An 18,636-nucleotide genomic window follows, 5' to 3' on the forward strand; every position below is an offset into this window, starting at 1 on the left:
TTGGGCATCACCATCCCGGCCAGATAACCGCCCAGGCGCTGGATATGGGCCTTGACGCCGGTTCCGGTGACGGCGGGGGTGTACGCAGTGGCCATGAGGGCCTCCTAATGAATCGAGATCTGCGTAACGTCGATCAGGCGATGAGCGACCGGCCGAGGTCCGGACGCGTATGGATGCGGACGATGTCGCGCCGGATGTCCTCGGGGCGCGGCATCCGGCTGGCGGGCAGGCACACGGCGGCGGCCCCCCACGCCAGCCCTTCGGCGAGCGCCGGGGCCCCCCGAGCTCCGGCGGCAAGGAATCCGGCGAGCAGCGCGTCGCCCGCGCCCACGGTGCTCCGCGGCGCGGCGACCGGCGCCTCGCCGATCGTCACTCCTTCCTCTTCGACGAGCACGGCGCCGTCCGCGCCGAGGCTCGCGAGCACGGTCCGGGCGCCGCGATCGCGCAGCTCCTCCGCCGCCTCGATGACGTCACCCAGGCTGCCGACCGGGCGCCCGACGGCCTCGGCCAGCTCCTCACGGTTGGGTTTGACGAGAACGGGCTTCGCCTCCAGCGCCGCGAGGAGAGCGGGGCCGCTGGTGTCGACGGCGACCCGCACCCCGGCGGCGGTGAAGAACTCACACAACCGGGCGTAGATCTCGGTGGGAACGTCCGGCGGCAGGCTGCCGCACGTCACCACCCAACTCGCGCCTTCGGTCGCGGCGAGCACCATGTCGGCGACGGCGTCCAGCTCCGCCCGGGACAGGGGCTCGCCCGGTTCGTTCAGTTTGGTGACGACGCCGTCGGGCTCGACGATCGTCACGTTCGAACGGGTCCGGCCGCCCACCGGCACCGCGCGGAGCGGTATGCCGTCGGTTTCCAGCAGGTGGACGAGCTGGTCTCCGTCCGCCCCGCCCGCGGTCACGACCGCGACCGTCGGCACGTCGTTCGCGAGCAGCGCGCGGGAGACGTTGACCCCCTTGCCGCCCGGGTCGAGCCGTACGGAGGTGGCACGGATCACCGCACCGGTGACGAGGCGGTCTACCTCGATCGTGCGGTCCAGGCTCGGGTTGAGCGTCAGCGTGACGATCACGTGTTGGTTCACCGCCGTTTCGTCTGTGTTTCCATGTGTTTACGCCCAACTGCGTGGGGTCGTCAAGAGGTCAGGGCACACGTCTTCCTATGTGGGGATGATTTGGCGAGCGGGCGGCGCATCGGACACACGACGCGCGACCTGCCGGTTTGCGCGGAAGCGGCGGTGTTGGGCAGCGCGGAGGCCGCAGTGTTGGGCGCGGGGAGGCGGCGGCGTTGGGCAGCGGGGAGGCGGCGCCGATCAGCGCACGCGGACGCCGTACACGCGGAGGATGCTCTGGCGGAGCGCCGCCGCCGTCCGCTCGGTGGTCATGCGGCCCGCGGCGACCTCGCCGCCCGCCGCGTGACCGAGCGCGACGGTCGCAGAGACCAGCCAGGCCGGGTCGAGGGCACGGTCGAACTCGCCGGCGTCCTGGCCGCTCCTGATCAGCCGTTCCAGTCGCTCGACGACCGGGAGATGCAGGCGATCGGAGTCGGCCTCGCCAATGGCGGTCACCGAGGAGTGCAGGAGCAGCGGGTACTGGTCAAACAGCCGCCAGGCGACGTCCAGCCAGCCCAGCAGCGCATCGGTGACGGTACCGCCGGCCGCATCGGCGGCGTCGAGGGCGGCGACGGCTTCGGCGGTGATGCGGTCGACGACCGCGGCGACCAGCAGCGGCCGGGACGGGTAGTGGGCGTACACGGTCTGGCGGGTGACACCGGCCGCCTCTGCGACCTGCTCCACCTTGGCGTCCGGATGCCGGCCGAGCACCTGGACGGCGGCGTCGAGCACGGCGGCGGCACTGCGCTCGGCGTCCGAACGTCGTCGTCGGCGCCGCTCACCGGTTTTCTCTGACACGTTGTCCAATCTACCGTCCGACGTTAAAGTAGACACCGTGTCAAAGATAAGGCCGACGGAGGGAGATCCGATGACACCCCGTACCGATCTGACCGGCTATCTGGCCCGCTACCCGCAGGAGGCAGGGCTGGGCGACGAGGATCCGGCGACCGTGCTCGACCGCTACCACACGCCGGACTACGTGCTGGTCAACGACGGTGTGCCGCTGGACCGGAAACAGCTGCTGGACCACATCGGCCCGGCCCGCAAACGGGCCGCCGGTCTCCGCGTCGAGGTGGAGCAGGCACTGGTGGACGGCGACCACGTCGCCGCCCGATACCGGCTGATCGCGGAGCTGCGCAAGGGCGGCACCATCAGGACCGAGATCTACCTGTTCGGCGAGCTGGCCGCCGACGGCCGGCTGCGCCGCGCCGTACAAGCCGCGCGGACCATCCCGTCCGAATAGGCCACGTCCTAGGAAGAAAATGGCGTGCATGCCGCGGAGCGCATATCTACGCTGCGGGGCGTGACCATCCGCATAGAGCAGCCAGGCGACCGAGAAGCCGTGCGTGACCTTCATCTGCACGCGTTCGGCGACCACGGAAAGACGGTGGCCGAACTGGTCGGCGCGCTACGGGCGACTGTCGAATCGAACGAGGGATTCTCGCTCGTCGCGGAACGCGCAGGCGAGGTCGCCGGGCACGTGATGTTCACCCGCAGAATGCTTGATGCTCCGCGGCGGCTGGTCGAGGTTCAGGTGCTCAGCCCACTGGCCGTACGGCCTGATCACCAGGGGCGGGGCATCGGCTCTGCGCTCGTCCGGTCAGACTCTCTTTCCGTCCGAGGCGGCCGCCCTCGTTCCGCGCTGTTTCATCACGCGGGAATTCCCGCCTGAGGGTACGCCACGAAACAGTGGACCCTTACTCGTTGGCGATATTCAGGCGTTATTCCGGATCTCGCTGACCTGCTGCTACGCCAGCGGGTTGACGGCGTTGGGGGCGGGAATGTGACCTGATGAGGCATTGATCGGGGGATCATCGTCATGGCTACGTACATGCTGCTCTGTAAGTGGACGGACCTGGGACGCCGTGAGGTGGCGACGCTGCCCGACCGGGTCACCGAGGTCACCAAGAGTTTCGAGGAGACGGGCGGGAAGGTCCTGGGCGCCTACCTGAGCATGGGGCGGTACGACCAGGTCGTCCTCATCGAGGCACCCGACGATGAGGTCGCCGCCAAGTTCGCGGTCTTCGTCGCTGGTCGCGGCTTCGCCGAGACCGAGACGTTGCGCTGCTTCTCCATGAACGAGATGCGCGGCCTCATCTAGACCGATCGGCGGCCGGAGCGCATGCGGCGGCGCTCGCGCCTCGCCGGGCGCGAGTCGCCATGTGCGGCCGGGCAGGTCGACGCGTGTGGTTCAGGTGCGCTGGGGGGCGAATGGCCCGCCTGCGCCGAAGGCCAGGTCGGCGAAGCGTTCGCCCATTCGGTGGTGCGTGGCGGCGTCCGGGTGGAGCTGGTCGGGCAGCGGCAGCTCGGCGGAGTCCGCCTCGCCGTAGAGTTCGCGGCCGTCGAGGTAGTGCAGGTGAGGGTCGTCGGCCGCCCGTTGCTTCACGATGCGGGAGAGCTCCTCACGGATGACGCCCAGGGTCAGTTTGCCTGCCGCGACCTCCGCGGGGTCGCCGCCGGCCCGCAGCTGCAGCCTTCCCTCGCTGAGGCTGCTGAAGTCCGGGAGGGTGGGGCCGGGGGTGTCCTCGTGGATGGGGCAGAGGACCGGCGAGACCACGAGCAGAGGCGTGTTGGGGTGGCCTTCGCGGATGGTGTCGAGGAAGCCGTGCACGGCCGGGGTGAACGCGCGCAGGCGCATCAGGTCGGTGTTGACCAGGTTGATGCCGAGCTTGACGCTGATCAGGTCCGCGGAGACATCGCGCATGGCGCGGGCGGTGAACGGGTCGAGCAGGGCGCTGCCGCCGAAGCCCAGGTTGATGAGCTCCGCGTCGCCGAGGGAGGCGGCCAGCGCCGGCCAGGTCGTGGTGGGGCTCTCGGCGTCGGAGCCGTGGCTGATCGAACTGCCGTGGTGCAGCCATACCCTGCGGCTGCCCTGCGGCAGGGTCTCGACGGGGGCGTCGGTGCGCAGGGCGACCAGCTGGGTGATCTCGTTGTACGGCAGCCAGATCTCGACGTCCTTCAGCCGGTCGGGCAGATCGGTGAACCGGACGGTGCCGACCGGGCCGGGCCGGGTCTCCGCGGACCTGGTGACCATGTCCACCATCATGACGTTGCCGCCGGTCACACCGGCCCGGCCCGCCAGGCGGCCGTCGACGAGCAGGTCGTACACGCCGTCCGGACGTGGCGGGGCGCCCTCGTAGGCCATCTTGGTGCGGAGCGCGTCCAGCTCGACGACGGTGGCCCGGGTGCGGAACACCACCCGTACGCCGGAGGGCTGGGCCTCCGCCATGGCGAGCTGCCCGTCGGCGCCCTGCGCGCGGGCCCGGGCGGGCAGCCGGTGTGGCAGCACGCCGTGCTCGGTGCGCTCCACCTCGAGCGCGCCGCGCAGGAGCTCCGCGGTGACGGGCGTGGTGATCCAGTCTCCGAGCGCGGCGTCGTCCTGATGGTTCACGATTTCCGTCCCTCGATCTCTACAGCGGTGGGTCACCAGTCGCCGGGAAGTCGTCCGCCGTACCAGCGCTCGATGAGCTGACGGGCGATCGAGACCCGGCCGGGCAGACGGATCTCCTCCGACTCCGTCGCGGCCTTCAGCTCCTCGCGGGTGTACCAGCGGGCGCCGCTGATCTCGTCCTCGTCGATGTGGATCTCCTGCCCGGGGTCGGCCGTCGCGAAGAAACCGATCATCAGGCTGCGGGGCAGCGGCCAGGGCTGGCTGCCGAGGTAGCGGCAGTCGCGCACGACGACGCCGACCTCCTCCTGAACCTCGCGGGCGACCGCCTGCTCCAGCGACTCGCCGGGCTCGACGAACCCGGCGAGGATCGACACGCGGTCCGCCGGCCACCGGGTGCCGCTCGCGAGCAGGATCCGTTCGCCGTCCTGCACCAGCATGATCACGGCGGGGTCCGTACGCGGGAAGTGCTCGGATCCGTCGACCGTGCAGATCCGGGTGTGGCCCGCCGAGGCGAGCCTCGTAAGGGCCCCGCAGCGCGGGCAGTGCGTGTGGGTCGCGTGCCAGTTCTGCAGGGCGACGGCCTGGGTGAGCAGCCCGGCGTCCCGGTCGCTGAGCGCGGCCCCCACGCGACGCAGGTCGGCGGGGTCGGAGCCCTCGATCGCGGGCAGCGGGGCGGACACCGCGAAGTGGGCGACCCCGTCCGCGTCGGCCCCGAGCAGGTACCGCTCCCCCTCCGGGGCCTCCCCCGGGCCGAGGAGGACCAGGGCGGGCCCCGGCCGGACCAGCGCGGTACCGCGCTCGACGACCAGGACGCGAGTCCTCGGGTCGGCCCATGCGGCGGCCAGCCAGGGATCGTCGCGGCGGCGCTCCCCCACGCGGTCGAGCGTGCTGCGGGAGAGCGCCAGCCAGTCGAGTGCTTCCAGCGGTGCGGTCACAGCGGGCCCTCTCTCAGAGGTTGGTGGCGAACTCGTCCCAGAGGTACGCGGCGGCCTCCGCGCCCTTGAGCAGCAGCGGCATCTCGACCTTCTCGTTGGGCGCGTGGATGCGGTCGTCGTCCAGCCCGACGGCGACGAACACGAGCGGCGCTTCCAGGATGTCGGCGAGGTCGGCCTCCGGGCCGCTGCCGCCCTCGCGGGTGAACAGCACCTCCGTGGCGAACGCCTTCTCCATCGCCCGCTTGGCCGCCAGCACGCCGGGCGAGTCGATCGGCGAGAAGCACGGCCGCACGCCCGGGCCCGGAACGCGGACCTCCGCGCGGACGCCCGGCGGGGTGTGCTCGGCGACGTACGCGCGGAACGCCTCGTGCACCTGGCGCGGGTCCTGCCCGCCGACGAGCCGGAAGGACAGCTTGGCGTGCGCCTCGCGGGGCACGATCGTCTTGCCGCCGGGGCCGGTGTGGCCGCCCCACATGCCGTTGATCTCGGCGGTAGGCCGGGCCCAGATGCGCTCCAGGGTGGTGAAGCCCTCCTCGCCGTACGCGGCGCCGGACCCGCCCGCCGTCGCGAGCCACTCCTGCTCGTCGAACGGAAGCTTGGCGAACAGCGCCCGCTCCTCCTCGGTGAGCTCCACGATGCCGTCGTAGAAGCCGTCGAGGGTCACGCGCTCTCCCTCGTCGTGCAGGCCGGCGAGCAGCGCCGTCATGGCGTGCAGCGGGTTCGGCACCGCGCCGCCGAAGGAGCCGGAGTGCAGGTCGATCGACGGGCCGTACAGCGAGACCTCCACCTCGCTGAGGCCGCGCATGCCGGTGCACATCGACGGGACGTCCGCGGACCACATCGTGGTGTCGCTGATGACGATCGCGTCGCAGGCCAGGCGGTCCTTCTTCGCCTTCAGCAGGTCGGCGAAGTGCGGGGAGCCGGACTCCTCCTCGCCCTCGATCAGCATCTTGACCGTGACGGGCGGGGCGGTACGGCCACTCGCCGCGAGGTTCGCCCTCAGCCCGAGCGTGTGGAAGAGGACCTGCCCCTTGTCGTCGGACGCGCCCCGGCCGATCAGCTGCTCGCCCTTCTCCACCGGGGAGAACGGCGCGGTCTCCCACTCCGCGAGGGGCTCGACCGGCTGCACGTCATGGTGGCCGTACACGACGACCGTGGGCGCGCCGGCGTCCTCGGCGGGCCACTCGGCGAACACCGTAGGCAGGCCCCCGGTCTCCCAGATCTCCACGGTCGGGAAGCCGGTGTCGCGAAGGTGCTCGGCCAGCCACTCGGCGGAGCGCCGTACGTCGTCGCGCCGCTCCGGGTCTCCGGAGATCGACGGAATCGCCAGCCACTCCTTCAGCGCGTCGAAGAACCCGCTCGCATTCGCATCGATGTAAGCACGTACGTCCATGAGCAGCTTTCTCGCAGGGAAAAGGTCCTCTGGCACTCTAGTCCGGTGACCGTCTACATCGATCGCCCCCTCTGGCCCGCGCGTGGTCGCCTCTGGTCGCACATGGTCAGCGACGCGTCGTACGACGAGCTGCACGCGTTCGCCGATCGGCTGGGCGTGCCGCGCCGGGCGTTCGACCGGGATCACTACGACGTGCCGGCGGAGGTGTACGACGCCGCGATCGACCTTGGCGCGACGCCGATCGGCTCCCAGGAGCTGGTGGCCCGCCTCATCGGGGCGGGGCTGCGCCTCCGGAAGTCGCAGGTCAGGCGCGGCCCAGCAGCATGAGGTCTCGAGGTCGTGGCGGGCGGCGGCCTCCCCCGGGTGTCACGCCGAGCCTCGAGCCGCAGCACCTGGGGTTACGAGCTCAGGGCGTCGCGCAGCTCGGCGGCGGTTTGGAAGCCGATCGCGGGCCGTTCCTGGAGCGCGTGGTCGATGACCTCGGCGAGTGCCCGCGGAATGCCAGGATCGTGTCGGCGGATCGGGGTCGCCGGCGTTTCCAGGACGACCCGCCAGGGATCCTTGCCGCGCGGGAACTCCCGAGGCCAGTGCCCGCTGATGACCTGGTACAGGCACGCGGCGAGCGCCCAGGTGTCCACTGCGGGAGAGGCAGCGCGGAAGTTGATCACCTGCTGACGCGGGATGTACCACGGCTTGCCCGCGGCCGTGCCGGTGCGGGTGAGGCCGCTCAACCCTGCCTGGTCGAAGGCCTTCGCGAGACCGAAGTCCGCCACCTTGGCGACCGGTGAGCCGACCTCGTTCTCGCTCAACAGGATGTTGGAGGGGCTGAGGTCACGATGGACGACACCCTGCTCGTGCGCGTGGGCGAGACCGTCCAGGGCCTGGAGGAAGATCGGAACGGCCTCCTCGACCGGCAGCCTGCCACCCCGGCGGCGCACCATCCCGTCCAGCCCGCCACCGGGGCAGTACTCCAGGGTGAAGAAGAACGTCCCATCCGCGAAGCCGGAATCGCGCAGGCTCACGATGTTCGGATGCCGCAGTGCCCGGGTGAGCCCGATCTCTCGGAGGAAGCGTGCACACGCGTCCGTGCTCGCCGCCACCTTGGGCAGCATCACCTTCAGCGCCACCTCCTCGCCCGTCCTCCGGTGCCTCGCGAGATGGACGGCGCCCATTCCACCCCGGCCGAGCTCGCGGAGCGGCTCGTAATCGCTGATGACGGCGAGGTCGGTGCGACCGTTGCGCGCGACCTCCAGCAGCACGCGGAGCACTGCGGACGGGTCGGACTGACACGCGGCGCACACGTATTCTCCGGCGCGTTCCCCGACCTCGTCGTCCACCTTGCGGCCGCACTGGGCGCACCGGGCGAGCCGACGGGTTCCGCCGTCCCGGGCGGGAGCGTCGATCGCGACGCGGAAAACGGTCTCGCCGATGCGGATCTCGTCGCCGTCGGTCAGGTCGTGTTCGGGATGGCTTTCCGCCATCCCCTCCGTGGGTGTCTGATGCGCCTGACGCTGGCCGATCTTCGTGCCGTTGACATAGGTCCCATTGAGACTGCCGAGGTCGCGGACGCGCGCATCGGGCGGGTTGATGTCGAGGAGGCAGTGGTGCCGGGAAACCGTCCGATGGTGCTCGTCGTCGGGCAGCCGGGGGTCGCAGTCGGCCGCGCGTCCGAGCACACATGTGGTGCGCTCGGCGAAGACGTGCTCGGTCCCTTCCTTCCGTCCCTTCACCACCCTCAGCGTCACGGTCGCGGGTCGCGTCATGATGGCGTCGCTCCTTTCGGCCCGTCGACGGGTGCGAAGGTGAGGGCATCGCCTGCGGCCCCGACCCGCACCGTCGTGTCGTCGGTGAGCCGCCCGGCCAGCAACGCTCTGCCGAGCGGCTGGACGAGCAGCCGCTCGACGGTTTGCTCCAACGCCCGGGCGCCCGACCGCGCGGTGTCGGCGTGCCAGAGCAGGAACTCATAGGCCTCGCCGGTCAGGACGATTGTGATCGCCCGATCGGCGAGACGTTCCTGGACGCGGTCCACGAGTGTGTCGACGATCCGCCGCACCGCCGCCGGGGGCAGTGGCTTGAAGACGACGACCCGCCCGATGCGGCCGAGCAGCTCGGGCCGCAAGGTGGTGCGCAGCGCCGCCATGACCCGTTCGGTGGGATCGTCGCCCGTTGCAGGCGCCCGATCCTCCGCACCCGCCGCTCCGAACCCGATCGCTCTGTGCGCCGCTACGGGCATGGCGCCGAGGTTGGAGGTGAGGATGACCACCGCATCGGTGAACGAGACGCGGCGGCCCCGCGCGTCGGTGAGCGACCCCTCGTCGAAGATCTGCAGGAAGAGGTCGAGCACCTCCTCATGGGCCTTCTCCACCTCATCGAAGAGCACGACGCTGTGCGGGTGGTTTCGGAGAGGGCCGCTGAGCTGCCCCTCCCGATCGTGCCCGAGATAACCGGGCGGTGCTCCGAGCAGTCGCGAAATCGCGTGCCGCTCCTTGTACTCCGACATGTCGATGCGGATCAGCCGCCGCTCGTCATCGAAGAGCAGTGCCGCAAGCGCCTTGGCCAGCTCGGTCTTGCCCGTGCCGGTCGGCCCCGCAAAGAGGAACACCCCGATCGGCCGCCGCGGATCGCCGAGTCCCGCACGGGAGGTCCGGACCGCCTCGGCGACGACCTCCACCGCCTCGTCCTGGCCGATCACCCGCCGCCGCAGCCGTTCCTCCAGCGTGAGCAGCCGCTTCGCCTCGCTCGCCGCGACCCGCTCCACCGGAAGCCGGACGCGTTCGGCGACGACGGCGGCGAGTGCGGCGCTGTCTACCTCTGTAGCCGGAGGGGCTCCCGGGCTCAGAGTACGGATCCGGGCCGCCGCGCACGCCTCATCCAGCAGATCGATGGCCTTGTCCGGAAGCCGTAGGTCCGGGAGGAACCGGATGGCGAGGTCGACTGCGGCCTCGACGCCTTCCCGCGCGATCTCCACTCCGTGGTGATCGGCGAGCCGTTCCCGCAGCCCGGCGAGAATCTCCACGGCCTCGGCGCGTGTCGGTTCCTCCACCCAGATCACCTGGAACCGGCGGTCCAGCGCGGGGTCGCTCTCGATGTGACGGCGATGCTCGCCGGGCGTCGTGGCACCGATGCAGCGAATCTCGCCCCGGCCGAGCGCGGGCTTGAGAATGTTGGCGGCGTCACTTGCGGCGCGGCCACCGGCGCCGAGCACCGTGTGAAGCTCGTCGATGAACAGAATCAGCTCCGGGTTCTCGCCGGCCTCTCTCAGCACCGCCTGGACCCGTTCCTCGAACTCGCCCCGGTAACCGGCCCCGGCGAGCAGCGTGGTCATCGACAGTTCGACGATTCGGCTTCCGGCCAGATCGGCGGGGGCGTCGGGCGCGGCGAGTCGCCGTGCGAGCCCCTCGACGATCCCGGTCTTTCCCACCCCGGCCTCGCCGACCAACACCGCATTGGTCTTGTGCCGCCGCACGAGCACCCGGGCCAGGGCGCGCAGCTCCGCGCGCCGCCCGATCAATGGGGGAAGCCTGCCCGCGCGGGCCAGTTCGGTCAGGTCCCGGCCGTACTCATCGAGGAACGGCGTCTCTCGCCGCCCAGGCCGTGGGAAGAAGGCGGCGAGCGGATCGTCGATGCCCAGGTGGGCCAGAACCTGTTCGCTGGGGGACGTGAGGTTCTCGAGTACCGCCCGCAGCAACGCGACGGCATCGACGATGTCCTGGCCTGCCAGATCGTCCGCGCGGCGGAGCACCGTACGGCCGAGCCGGAGGTCGGTGGGCGAGGTCAGCCGCGGCCCCACCACATGGACGGCGCGAAGCCGGCGGCGCAGCCGGTCCGGGTCCACGCCGGCCGTGGCGAACCGCCGGCGCAGCCGCTGGGACTCCTCTTCCACGGCCCGAAGATCCGAGCGTTGCGCCACGGTGCCCGGCCGCTGGAGAACCTCGCCGATGTCGGCGCGGCACAGCTTCGTCAGACCCATCAGCAGATGCCCGGCCTCGATCTTCGTCGAGCCGCCCGCCATGGCCTCCAGCCGGGCCAATTCGATCGCGAGCAGGAAACCGGTGCTCCGATTCGCCATGCGCCCGCCCGGTCAGCGTGCTTGGAGCCGTCGCAGCCGCTCCCCGGCCCTGGAAAGACCCGCGTCTGCGGCGCGCCGGTACCACTGGGCGGCCTGGCGAGGGTCGCTGTTCTCCAGCATTCCACCGAGGTTGAGCATCCCCATGGGCTCACCGGCCTCGGCCGAACGGCGGTACCACTCAAGCGCGTCGGCGGCGCGGCCGGTGTCGGAGAGGATGTTGCCGAGGTTGTTCATCGCCTGGGGGTTGTCCGCCTCGGCGGCCCTGCGATACCACTGCTCCGCCTCCGCTAGACGCCCGCCCGCCTCCGTGAGCTGGGCGAGGTTGTACATGGCGCTCGCATCGCCGGCGTCGGCGGCACGCCGAAGCCACCGCTCGGCCTCGGCCGTGCGGCCGCTCTGCAGCAGGAGCGTGCCCAGCACGAGCATGCCCGTCGGATCGCCCTGATCCGCGGCGGCGCCGAGCCACTTCTCGGCCTCAGGCAGGTCGTCCCTGTCGACCGCGGCGAACGCCACGGCGACCATGGAGGGCGCATAGCCGCGCTCGGCGGCCTGCCGATGCCACGTCCGCGACTCCTCCTGATCGCCCGCCTTCACCGCGAGCACGGCGAGGTTGTGCATCGCGACCGCACTGCCCGCGTCGGCGGCGCGGCGGAACGACTCCACGGCCTCGGCGGTGCGCCCCTCCGCGAGGAGGCCCGCACCCTGGCGGATCATGGCATCGGCGTCGCCGGCCTCGGCCCCATGATGATCTTTCGCCGCGGCGGTATCGAACTGCGGGTTCGCGGTCATGTCGAGGATGGTCCGGATGAGCGGTCCCATCCCCGGCACGCTCGGGACCGGGGCAGCGGCAGAGTCGGTCGCGGCCTCGTCGTGCTTACGGAACAACGGCATGGCCGCCTCCCTTTCCGTCGGAATCGGTCTTCGGGCCGGCACCGGAGGGTCCGCGAACGGCCAGGTCCCAGTCGAACTCCCACGCCCGGACGGTCCCGTCGGCTCCGGCGGAGAACGCGACGTTCCCGCCGGGGCCCAGCACGACGTCGTTGACGCTCCCGGTGTGCCCGGTGAGCGCGCGGAGGCATCGGCCACCGGTGACCCCCCACACGCGGATGGCGGAATCGTCCCCGCACGAGACGACGAAGCGGCCGTCGCCGGTCGGCCGGGCCGCCCTCGCGTTGCCGCCGGGGGATTCCAGCACCCGGACGCACTCGCCCGTCGCGGTGTCCCAGACGCGGATCGTCCGGTCGTCGTACCAGCCGGTCGAGAGCAGGAACCGCCGGTCGGCGCTCGCCTGGAGCGCGTGGATCGCGTGCGTGTGCCCGCGGAACACCCGCAGGCACCGCCGGTCATCGAGGTCCCACAGCCGGATGGCGTTGTCGGAGCCGCTCGTCGCGGCGAGGCGGCCATCCGGATCGAGCCACAGCGTGGTGGTCATGTCGTGGTCGGCGTCGAGGGATCTCAGGCACTCGCCGGATTCCATGTCCCACAGCCGGACGGTGTGGTCGCCGCCCCTGACCAGGGCCAGCCGTCCATCCGCCGTGAAGCGCGCCGAGCCGGCGCCGAGCGTGAGCCGGAGCGAGGCGAGGCGGTCGCCCGTCGTGACCGACCACACGTCGAGGGAGCCGTCCGGGTTCGCCAGCAGCAGGCGCCGTCCATCGGGGGTCAGCTCGACCGGTCCCCACGAGTTCGGCAGATCGCCGATGATCAGGTGGCTCTCGCCGGTGCCGGCGTCGAGGACGTGGCCGGTGCGGTCGCCCAGTCTGACCGCCAGCGCCGTCCCGTCGGCCGAGCAGGCGAGGCCGACGACGGCGGCGTCATGGGACGCGACGATCCGCGGCGACCAGCCGGCGCGCAGCGCGGTGCGGACGACACCGCGTTCGCGCCCCAAGGCCCGCCACGCCGCCAGAACCTCCGGCGTCCGCTCGTGGCCCTGTGTCGCGCGCGCCCGGGTCAGGACGTCGAGGGCCTCGTTCAGGCGCCCTGTGGCCCTGGCCCGTTCGGCCTCGCCGACCATCGCCGTCACCCTGCGCTGGGAATCGGTGAGCTCGGCGTGCCGGCGTGGCCGACTGAGCCGGGGCGGTGCGGTGTAGGGGGCGGGCAGCCGCCACCACCGCGCCGTGCCGTCCTCACCCGCCGACAACGCCCGGCCGCCGCCGGGCGGCAGCACGACGGCCGCCACCCTGCCCGAGTGGCCACGGTAGCTGCGCAGGCACCGACCGGTCGCGACCTCCCACAGCCGGACCACGCCGTCGCGTCCCCCGGTGAGCAGCAGCCGCGAATCGTCGCTCAGCGCGAGGCTTTCCGCCGAGCAGGCGATGGCGCGGACGCACTCGCCGCTCTCCACGTCCCACACGCGAACCTCCCCGACGTGGGCGGTGGCGGCGGTTCTCCGGTCGGCGGCGAGGTGGATCGGGACGTCCAGCTGATCGTTGGCCGGCAGAACCCGCCGGTCGTGGCCGGCGGCCGCCTCCGGCACGCAGGCGATCCCCTCCTGGGTGCGGAAGAGCATGAGGCCGCCGTCGGAGCTCACCTCGACCGGTCCCCTCAGATAGCCCTCGACGACGTGCCGGGCCTGGCCGTTGCCGACGGCCCACACCACGACCGTGCCGTCGCTGGTTCCCGCGGCGACGCTGCCCGCGTCCAGCGCCAGGCGCAGCGACCGCACGACCGTGCCGCCCGAGCGATAGTGCGGTGTGAAGGTCCGAAGGCCGCGGCCGTTCCCCAGATCCCAGAGCCGGACGAGCTGGTCCGAGCCGACGCCGGCCGCGTAGCGACCGTCGGCGCTGATGTCGACGGCATGGGTCGCCCCCGCCGGCTCCAGCAGGCATCGGCCGGTCGCGACCTCCCACAGCCGCACCGTCCCGTCGCAGGCCGTCAGCGCCAGTCGCCCGTCAGGGGTGAGACGGATCTCAATGCCGGGCGGCGACCGGCGAACACGCTCGCCCCGCCGCGACTCCGCCCACTGCTCGTAGACGTACCAGGGGATTCGGCGGATCTCGGGCCCACCCGACGGGGTTTCGCCACGTTCGCGACGAACCTCGGTGAGCAGATCCAGCCGGGAGCGACCCGTGTCGGCGTGGACCGCCTCGAGGTCGGCGACGAGGTCCTCGTCGGTGATGGCGCCGCGCCGCCATCGGAGTACGCCCAGGTTGTAGATGGCCTCGGGGTGTCGCGGGTCGGCGGCCAACGCCGCCGCGAACGACTCCTCGGCCTCGGCCGGCCGCCCGAGGTCGAGCAGCGACAACGCGCGGTTGTTGAGCTCGCCCGCCCGCAGGTCGGCGGGGTGTGGTTCCGGGCGCGGGTGGTCGTGACCGGCGATCCGGCGGTAGAGGGCCCGCAGCTCGGTGGCGACGTCGGCCATCGAACGGGGGCGATCCTCCGGCCGCTGCGCGAGGCAGCGTTCGAGCAGCTCCGCGACGCCCTCGCACATCGGCGGCGGGCCTGACTCCCCCGGTCCCTCAGCCCGGTAGGCGGCGAGCGCCTCACCGGCGACGGACCCCATCATCCAGGTCACTCCGCCGGTGAACATCTCCAGCACCGAGACCGCGAAACTGTAGACGTCGGTGCGCCGGTTCAACGGCAGCCCTTCGGCCTGCTCCGGCGACGCGTACGCCCTGGTCATCCCGCCTGTCGACACGAGCACGCTGGCACCGGCGCGGGCCGGTCCGTCGCCCGTGCCCGTGCCCGCAGCCACGGTGCGGGCGCGGGCGAGCCCGAAGTCGGTGACCTTCGCGGTCCCGTCATCGTCGATGAGGACGTTGGCCGGCTTCACGTCCTGGTGGACCAGGCCACGGTCGTGTGCGTGCTGCAGCCCCCATGCGGTCTGGATCGCCAGGTCCAGGATCCGGATCTGAGCCCGGCGATCGTCACCGGTGTAGAGGCTGTGATCGTCGATGCGGTCCCGGAGGCTGCCGCCGGGGACGTATTCGGCGAAGACTCGTGGGATGCCGCCGAGCACGCGCACATAGTGGCAGGAGCACACGTTCGGGTGCAGGCCCAGCGACACCCAGGTCTCAGCCTCCGTGACGAACAGGTTCCGCCCTCCCGGGGAGCGGAACATCTCGGGCCGGGGGCACTTCACCGCCAGGTCCGTGTCCCATCGCAGGTGCCGAACCCGGTAGACCAGGCCCATCCCACCGCTGGAGTGGACGTGCGTCACCTCGTACTGGTCCGCGATGACGTCCCCGACTCGCCAGACCGGCGGAACCTCGCCCATGTCAGGCGACGCGGAAGTCGTCCAGCGCCGCGAAGTCACGGTCGACCACCGCGGACGCGATGACGCTCCGTACCCATTCCCGCGCCTTCGTCAGCGGGTGGCTCGGAATCAGGGAATCCCACTCGGACGCGTCGCTGGGCTCGTAGGGGAGTTCCGGGGCGTAGGGATGCGGCATCCGGCCGGTGGCGATGCCACGCCGGATCAGCACCGTCGTCTCACGTATGCCACTGATGTCCCACTCCTCGAACTGCCCCCGCAGGATCACCGTACGAGACGCCTTGGCCAGCACGAACGACGCTCGGAAGAGCCGTCCGGTGGGAGAGGAAGGCAGGGGCTCGGCGACGAGCGAGTACAGGGTTCGTACCCCGTCCAGGGAGACGACGTCCGCCTCCACCAGCCGCGGCGATCGGCTTCCCCGCCCGTCCCCCGTCGCGGCGTGCGCGCGCGCCAGTTCACGGCGGAGCGTATCCAGGTCCTCAAGCCAGACCGGGGTGGGTGGCAGCGCATCCCGGACGTTCAGCACGACGGCGTCACGCGTTTTCGGGTCGAACCATCGGCCTTCCTCGTGCGACTCGAACCCGGACGTGTCGAAGGTGATGACGGGGGCGGACCCGGCGGGAGCGGACGGGGCAGAACGCTGCTCCAGAGCCTCCCGCGTGCGGGCGAGCTCGGTTCGCGCCTGCTCGTCGCCCGTGTCGGCGGCCTTCTGGAACCACTGCGCCGCCTTAGCCGCGTCCCCTCCCTTCCGCAGCAGGAGCCCGAGGTTGAACATGGCGTCGACGTTCCCTTCGTCGGCCGCCTTGCGATACCAGTGCTCGGCCCTCTCCGCGTCTCCCTGACGTTCCATCGAGCGTCCGTAGCGGTTCATCGCGAGCACGTTCCCGCTCCTGGCCGCCCTGTGGTAGAGGCCCTCGGCCTCGTTCGGCCTGCCCAGGTCCGACAGCGTGCGGGCCAGTCCCCACACCGCGTCCTCGTCGCCACCATCGGCGGCCTTGCGATACCACTCCTCGGCCTCGGCATGGTCCCCGCGCTGCCCCAAGGTGTAGGCGACGTTGTAGGCGCCGAGGACGTCCCCCGTGGCGGCGGCCTTGCGATACCACTCCTCGGCTCCCGCGGAGTCATCCCGCTTGCCCAGCAGGACGCCGTACCAGTTCATCGCCTCGACGTTCCCCGCCTCGGCGGCTGCGCCGAAAAGCCTCTCCGCCTCGGAGAGATCGCCCTGCTTGTTGCGTTCGATCCCCAGGCGCAGCATCTCCTCAGGTGTCACGAGCCACAACCTAACAGACGAAGATGTCTTTATAGGCGACCCCAGGCGCCGCTCGGAACAGCGTGGGCGCGTCGAGCAGGCCGGCGCGACGCCGGTCAATCGCCGTTATCGTGGTCAGTACCGTGGGTGTGACCGGCACGGGTCGACCAGGTCGTATCGGTGCTTGCTTCCCGGGTTCAGACCCTTGATGTGGACCAGGCGCTGACTGTCCGCCTCGTCGAGTTCACCGACTATCAGCGGCATGGCGGCGACCACAGCCCCCATTGCCAGGCCCAGCCCTGCCATACCTCTCTGTCCCTGACTGAAACCGGATGTGATGCATCCCCGACTTCTTGATGGCATCGGTCTCCGACGGATCCTCCAATTGACGCGCGTCCCTGGTAAGGAAGGCGCAAAAGCCCTTCTTTGCCGCATCGGGGAGAAGCGCGAGATCCTTCTTTCCCGCCCACTTGATCTCGCTGGCGTGCCGTATCTTGTGCCCGGGAAGTGTCCACGTAAGCGTTTCCAGCATCTGTACGGGGACGTTCTCGTCGATGAGGATCCACATCACGCAGAACGCGATCCCGTGCCGTAGCTGTCAACGTAGAGCGCGAAGGATGCCGCGTCACGAGCGGCGTCCGCGGTGACGCCAGGGTAGTAGTCGGAGATTTTCTCTGGGGGGATGCCGTCTTCCATGAGTTCTGCGACGACGTCGAAAGGGACCCGGGTACCGGTGATGACCGGCTGTCCGCCCTGGGTCTCGGGATCGATGCTGACGTGCTGCTTGGGATATAGAAGGTGGTCGATGAACGCGACCTGCTGCTCGGCGAGCACGGGCCGGACGTCGATGGACGGCCCCAACCAGGAGGTGTCGGTCATCGTGTCCTTCTGAGAGTTAGCGAGCCGCCAGCAGCATGAGTTCGGTTTTGAGGTTGTGGCGGGCGGCGGCCTCCCAGCGCTCGCGGCCCGGCGCCGTACGGAACAGCGCGGGCGCGTCGAGCAGGGCGCGCAGCACGTCGGCGCGGCCCTGCCGGAACGCCTCGTCTGGGATGGCGGCGTACTCCTCGCGCACGGCCGCGGCGTACGCGGCGTAGCGCTCCGGGTCTGCGGCCAGGATCGCCAGGTCGGCGTCGTTCAGGACGGCGCCGTTGCGGTCCCCGGGCTCGGGATCGTGCGCCGCGGTCATCCGGACCAGCCGGGCGACCTCGGCCACTGTCTCGGCCGGCAGGTCGGTGTCGGCGAGCATGCGCTCGGCGAGTACGGCGCTGCGCTCCTCGTTGTCGGCGTGCAGGGGCTGGTAGACGGCGTCGTGGAACCACGCCGCGAGGCGTACGACGTCGGCATCGCCGGCCTCGCCGGCCAGCTCGTCGATCCGGTCGAGGACCTCAGTGAGGTGCTCGGCGGTGTGGTAGCGGCGGTGCGGCTCCCCGTAACGACGGATCAGGTCCGCGCCGAGGACCTCGGGGCCGAGCCACCGGGTGAGCAGGTTCATCACACCGCCCTCGCGGTCCAGCGTCCGCCGGACCTGTCGATGGTGATCGGGTGGTCGAAGCACGCGCTGATCCGGTCGGTGGTCAGCACGTCGTCGGCGGGTCCGGAGGCCAACACCCGCCCCTGCCGCAGGAGGATCGCATGGGTGGTGCTGGCGGGCAGTTCCTCGAGGTGGTGGGTGACGAGGACGCTGGTCAGCGACGGCTGCGCGCGGCGGAGCTGGTCGATGGAGGTCAGGAGCTGCTCGCGGGCGGCGACGTCGAGGCCGGTGGCCGGTTCGTCGAGGAGGAGCAGGCTCGGCTGGGGCATGAGGGCCCGAGCGATCAGGGTGCGCCCGCGTTCACCGTGCGAGAGCGTCGGCCAGCGGGCGTCACGGCGGGCGGTGAGACCGAGCAGGTCGATCAGCTCGTCCGCGCGGTCGAACTGCTCCGGCGTGGGCTTCCAGTGCGGCACGAGCTCGATGGAACCGGTCGCGCCGGTCAGGACGACCTCGTGGACCGTGCGCGCGGACCGGAGCGGGTGGTGCGGGTTGACGTGGCCGATCCAGGCGCGCAGCTCGCGGACGTCGATCCGGCCGAGCCGGTGGCCGAGGATCTCCACCTGCCCACTCGTCGGATGCTGGTAGGCGCCGACGAGGCTGAGCAGCGTGGACTTCCCCGCGCCGTTGGCGCCGAGGAGGGCCCAGTGCTCGCCCTCGTGGACGGTGAGCGACACGTCGTCGAGCAGCGCCCGGTGATCCCGGACGAAGCGCACGTCTTCCACACGCAGCACAGGAGTCATCGAGAGC

At 71.2% G+C, this 18,636-nt stretch carries 19 protein-coding genes; 4 read left to right on the top strand and 15 right to left on the bottom strand.

Annotated features, from left to right (window positions below; all coding sequences use genetic code 11):
* Positions 1-133: 133 nt before the first annotated feature.
* Together pfkB and AB0I04_RS46635 are read right to left on the bottom strand one after the other, a co-directional pair.
* Complete coding sequence (gene pfkB, locus AB0I04_RS46630; protein ID WP_360900272.1) at positions 134-1,084, bottom strand: 1-phosphofructokinase; 951 nt, start codon at positions 1,082-1,084, stop codon at positions 134-136.
* A gap of 228 nt (positions 1,085-1,312) precedes the next feature.
* Entirely contained in the window at positions 1,313-1,909 is a 597-nt protein-coding gene (locus AB0I04_RS46635; RefSeq protein ID WP_360900275.1) for a TetR/AcrR family transcriptional regulator, read from the bottom strand.
* A gap of 70 nt (positions 1,910-1,979) precedes the next feature.
* Between AB0I04_RS46635 and AB0I04_RS46640 the strand changes: the two genes are divergently transcribed.
* From AB0I04_RS46640 to AB0I04_RS46650, 3 genes are all read left to right on the top strand, one after another.
* Positions 1,980-2,354 carry a nuclear transport factor 2 family protein gene (locus AB0I04_RS46640; RefSeq protein WP_360900278.1) on the top strand — a complete coding sequence of 125 codons (375 nt, stop codon included), beginning with the start codon at positions 1,980-1,982 and terminating at the stop codon, positions 2,352-2,354.
* 60 nt (positions 2,355-2,414) lie between these two features.
* A complete protein-coding gene (locus AB0I04_RS46645; protein WP_360900281.1) occupies positions 2,415-2,783 on the top strand; it encodes an N-acetyltransferase in 369 nt (122 codons plus the stop codon).
* Positions 2,784-2,930: 147 nt separating this feature from the next.
* Positions 2,931-3,212, top strand: a complete 282-nt coding sequence (locus AB0I04_RS46650; protein ID WP_360900284.1) for a GYD domain-containing protein — start codon at positions 2,931-2,933, stop codon at positions 3,210-3,212.
* A gap of 90 nt (positions 3,213-3,302) precedes the next feature.
* Here the strand turns inward: AB0I04_RS46650 and AB0I04_RS46655 are convergent, their stop codons facing one another.
* Genes AB0I04_RS46655 through AB0I04_RS46665 form a run of 3 tightly spaced genes read right to left on the bottom strand, consistent with a single transcriptional unit; the run spans position 3,303 to position 6,830 of the window.
* Positions 3,303-4,502, bottom strand: a complete 1,200-nt coding sequence (locus AB0I04_RS46655) for an SGNH/GDSL hydrolase family protein (protein ID WP_360900287.1) — start codon at positions 4,500-4,502, stop codon at positions 3,303-3,305.
* Between the two features lie 32 nt (positions 4,503-4,534).
* Positions 4,535-5,437: an NAD(+) diphosphatase gene (gene nudC / locus AB0I04_RS46660; protein WP_360900290.1), complete on the bottom strand. Its 903-nt coding sequence runs from the start codon at positions 5,435-5,437 to the stop codon at positions 4,535-4,537.
* A 13-nt stretch (positions 5,438-5,450) separates the two neighbouring features.
* On the bottom strand, positions 5,451-6,830 hold the full coding sequence (locus tag AB0I04_RS46665) for a dipeptidase (protein ID WP_360900293.1): 1,380 nt from the start codon (positions 6,828-6,830) through the stop codon (positions 5,451-5,453).
* Between the two features lie 45 nt (positions 6,831-6,875).
* Between AB0I04_RS46665 and AB0I04_RS46670 the strand changes: the two genes are divergently transcribed.
* Positions 6,876-7,157: a DUF4031 domain-containing protein gene (locus AB0I04_RS46670; protein ID WP_360900296.1), complete on the top strand. Its 282-nt coding sequence runs from the start codon at positions 6,876-6,878 to the stop codon at positions 7,155-7,157.
* Positions 7,158-7,228: 71 nt separating this feature from the next.
* Here the strand turns inward: AB0I04_RS46670 and AB0I04_RS46675 are convergent, their stop codons facing one another.
* The 10 genes from AB0I04_RS46675 to AB0I04_RS46720 all read right to left on the bottom strand — a co-directional run bounded on the left by AB0I04_RS46675 (position 7,229) and on the right by AB0I04_RS46720 (position 18,629).
* A complete protein-coding gene (locus tag AB0I04_RS46675; RefSeq protein ID WP_360900299.1) occupies positions 7,229-8,593 on the bottom strand; it encodes a protein kinase in 1,365 nt (454 codons plus the stop codon).
* Positions 8,590-10,899 (bottom strand): ATP-dependent Clp protease ATP-binding subunit, encoded by a 2,310-nt coding sequence (locus tag AB0I04_RS46680; RefSeq protein WP_360900302.1) that lies wholly within the window; start codon positions 10,897-10,899, stop codon positions 8,590-8,592. The genes AB0I04_RS46675 and AB0I04_RS46680 overlap by 4 nt, the downstream gene beginning before the upstream one ends.
* 12 nt (positions 10,900-10,911) lie before the next feature.
* Complete coding sequence (locus tag AB0I04_RS46685) at positions 10,912-11,790, bottom strand: tetratricopeptide repeat protein (RefSeq protein ID WP_360900305.1); 879 nt, start codon at positions 11,788-11,790, stop codon at positions 10,912-10,914.
* Positions 11,774-15,112: a serine/threonine-protein kinase gene (locus AB0I04_RS46690; RefSeq protein WP_360900308.1), complete on the bottom strand. Its 3,339-nt coding sequence runs from the start codon at positions 15,110-15,112 to the stop codon at positions 11,774-11,776. The genes AB0I04_RS46685 and AB0I04_RS46690 overlap by 17 nt, the downstream gene beginning before the upstream one ends.
* Position 15,113: 1 nt before the next feature.
* Positions 15,114-16,379 carry a tetratricopeptide repeat protein gene (locus AB0I04_RS46695; protein ID WP_360900311.1) on the bottom strand — a complete coding sequence of 422 codons (1,266 nt, stop codon included), beginning with the start codon at positions 16,377-16,379 and terminating at the stop codon, positions 15,114-15,116.
* A 114-nt stretch (positions 16,380-16,493) separates the two neighbouring features.
* Complete coding sequence (locus AB0I04_RS46700) at positions 16,494-16,664, bottom strand: hypothetical protein (RefSeq protein ID WP_360900433.1); 171 nt, start codon at positions 16,662-16,664, stop codon at positions 16,494-16,496.
* Positions 16,603-16,926: a hypothetical protein gene (locus tag AB0I04_RS46705; protein WP_360900314.1), complete on the bottom strand. Its 324-nt coding sequence runs from the start codon at positions 16,924-16,926 to the stop codon at positions 16,603-16,605. Before AB0I04_RS46705 ends, AB0I04_RS46700 begins: the two co-directional genes overlap by 62 nt.
* Complete coding sequence (locus AB0I04_RS46710) at positions 16,926-17,237, bottom strand: DUF433 domain-containing protein (RefSeq protein ID WP_360900317.1); 312 nt, start codon at positions 17,235-17,237, stop codon at positions 16,926-16,928. The genes AB0I04_RS46705 and AB0I04_RS46710 overlap by 1 nt, the downstream gene beginning before the upstream one ends.
* Before the next feature lie 16 nt (positions 17,238-17,253).
* On the bottom strand, positions 17,254-17,850 hold the full coding sequence (locus AB0I04_RS46715; protein ID WP_360900320.1) for a metal-dependent phosphohydrolase: 597 nt from the start codon (positions 17,848-17,850) through the stop codon (positions 17,254-17,256).
* Positions 17,850-18,629 carry an ATP-binding cassette domain-containing protein gene (locus AB0I04_RS46720; RefSeq protein WP_360900323.1) on the bottom strand — a complete coding sequence of 260 codons (780 nt, stop codon included), beginning with the start codon at positions 18,627-18,629 and terminating at the stop codon, positions 17,850-17,852. Before AB0I04_RS46720 ends, AB0I04_RS46715 begins: the two co-directional genes overlap by 1 nt.
* Positions 18,630-18,636: the final 7 nt, after the last annotated feature.

Origin of the sequence: Actinoallomurus sp. NPDC050550 (assembly GCF_040655075.1) — a bacterium.
Lineage (GTDB): Bacteria > Actinomycetota > Actinomycetes > Streptosporangiales > Streptosporangiaceae > Actinoallomurus.

Excerpts from the sequence above, each read along its gene's own strand:
- AB0I04_RS46640 (WP_360900278.1), top strand. The coding sequence starts at position 1,980 with ATGACACCCCGTACCGATCTGACCGGCTATCTGGCCCGCTACCCGCAG.
- AB0I04_RS46650 (WP_360900284.1), top strand. The coding sequence starts at position 2,931 with ATGGCTACGTACATGCTGCTCTGTAAGTGGACGGACCTGGGACGCCGT.
- AB0I04_RS46665 (WP_360900293.1), bottom strand. The coding sequence starts at position 6,830 with ATGGACGTACGTGCTTACATCGATGCGAATGCGAGCGGGTTCTTCGAC.
- AB0I04_RS46675 (WP_360900299.1), bottom strand. The coding sequence starts at position 8,593 with ATGACGCGACCCGCGACCGTGACGCTGAGGGTGGTGAAGGGACGGAAG.
- AB0I04_RS46680 (WP_360900302.1), bottom strand. The coding sequence starts at position 10,899 with ATGGCGAATCGGAGCACCGGTTTCCTGCTCGCGATCGAATTGGCCCGG.
- AB0I04_RS46685 (WP_360900305.1), bottom strand. The coding sequence starts at position 11,790 with ATGCCGTTGTTCCGTAAGCACGACGAGGCCGCGACCGACTCTGCCGCT.
- AB0I04_RS46690 (WP_360900308.1), bottom strand. The coding sequence starts at position 15,112 with ATGGGCGAGGTTCCGCCGGTCTGGCGAGTCGGGGACGTCATCGCGGAC.
- AB0I04_RS46700 (WP_360900433.1), bottom strand. The coding sequence starts at position 16,664 with ATGGCAGGGCTGGGCCTGGCAATGGGGGCTGTGGTCGCCGCCATGCCG.
- AB0I04_RS46705 (WP_360900314.1), bottom strand. The coding sequence starts at position 16,926 with ATGTGGATCCTCATCGACGAGAACGTCCCCGTACAGATGCTGGAAACG.
- AB0I04_RS46710 (WP_360900317.1), bottom strand. The coding sequence starts at position 17,237 with ATGACCGACACCTCCTGGTTGGGGCCGTCCATCGACGTCCGGCCCGTG.
- AB0I04_RS46715 (WP_360900320.1), bottom strand. The coding sequence starts at position 17,850 with ATGAACCTGCTCACCCGGTGGCTCGGCCCCGAGGTCCTCGGCGCGGAC.
- AB0I04_RS46720 (WP_360900323.1), bottom strand. The coding sequence starts at position 18,629 with ATGACTCCTGTGCTGCGTGTGGAAGACGTGCGCTTCGTCCGGGATCAC.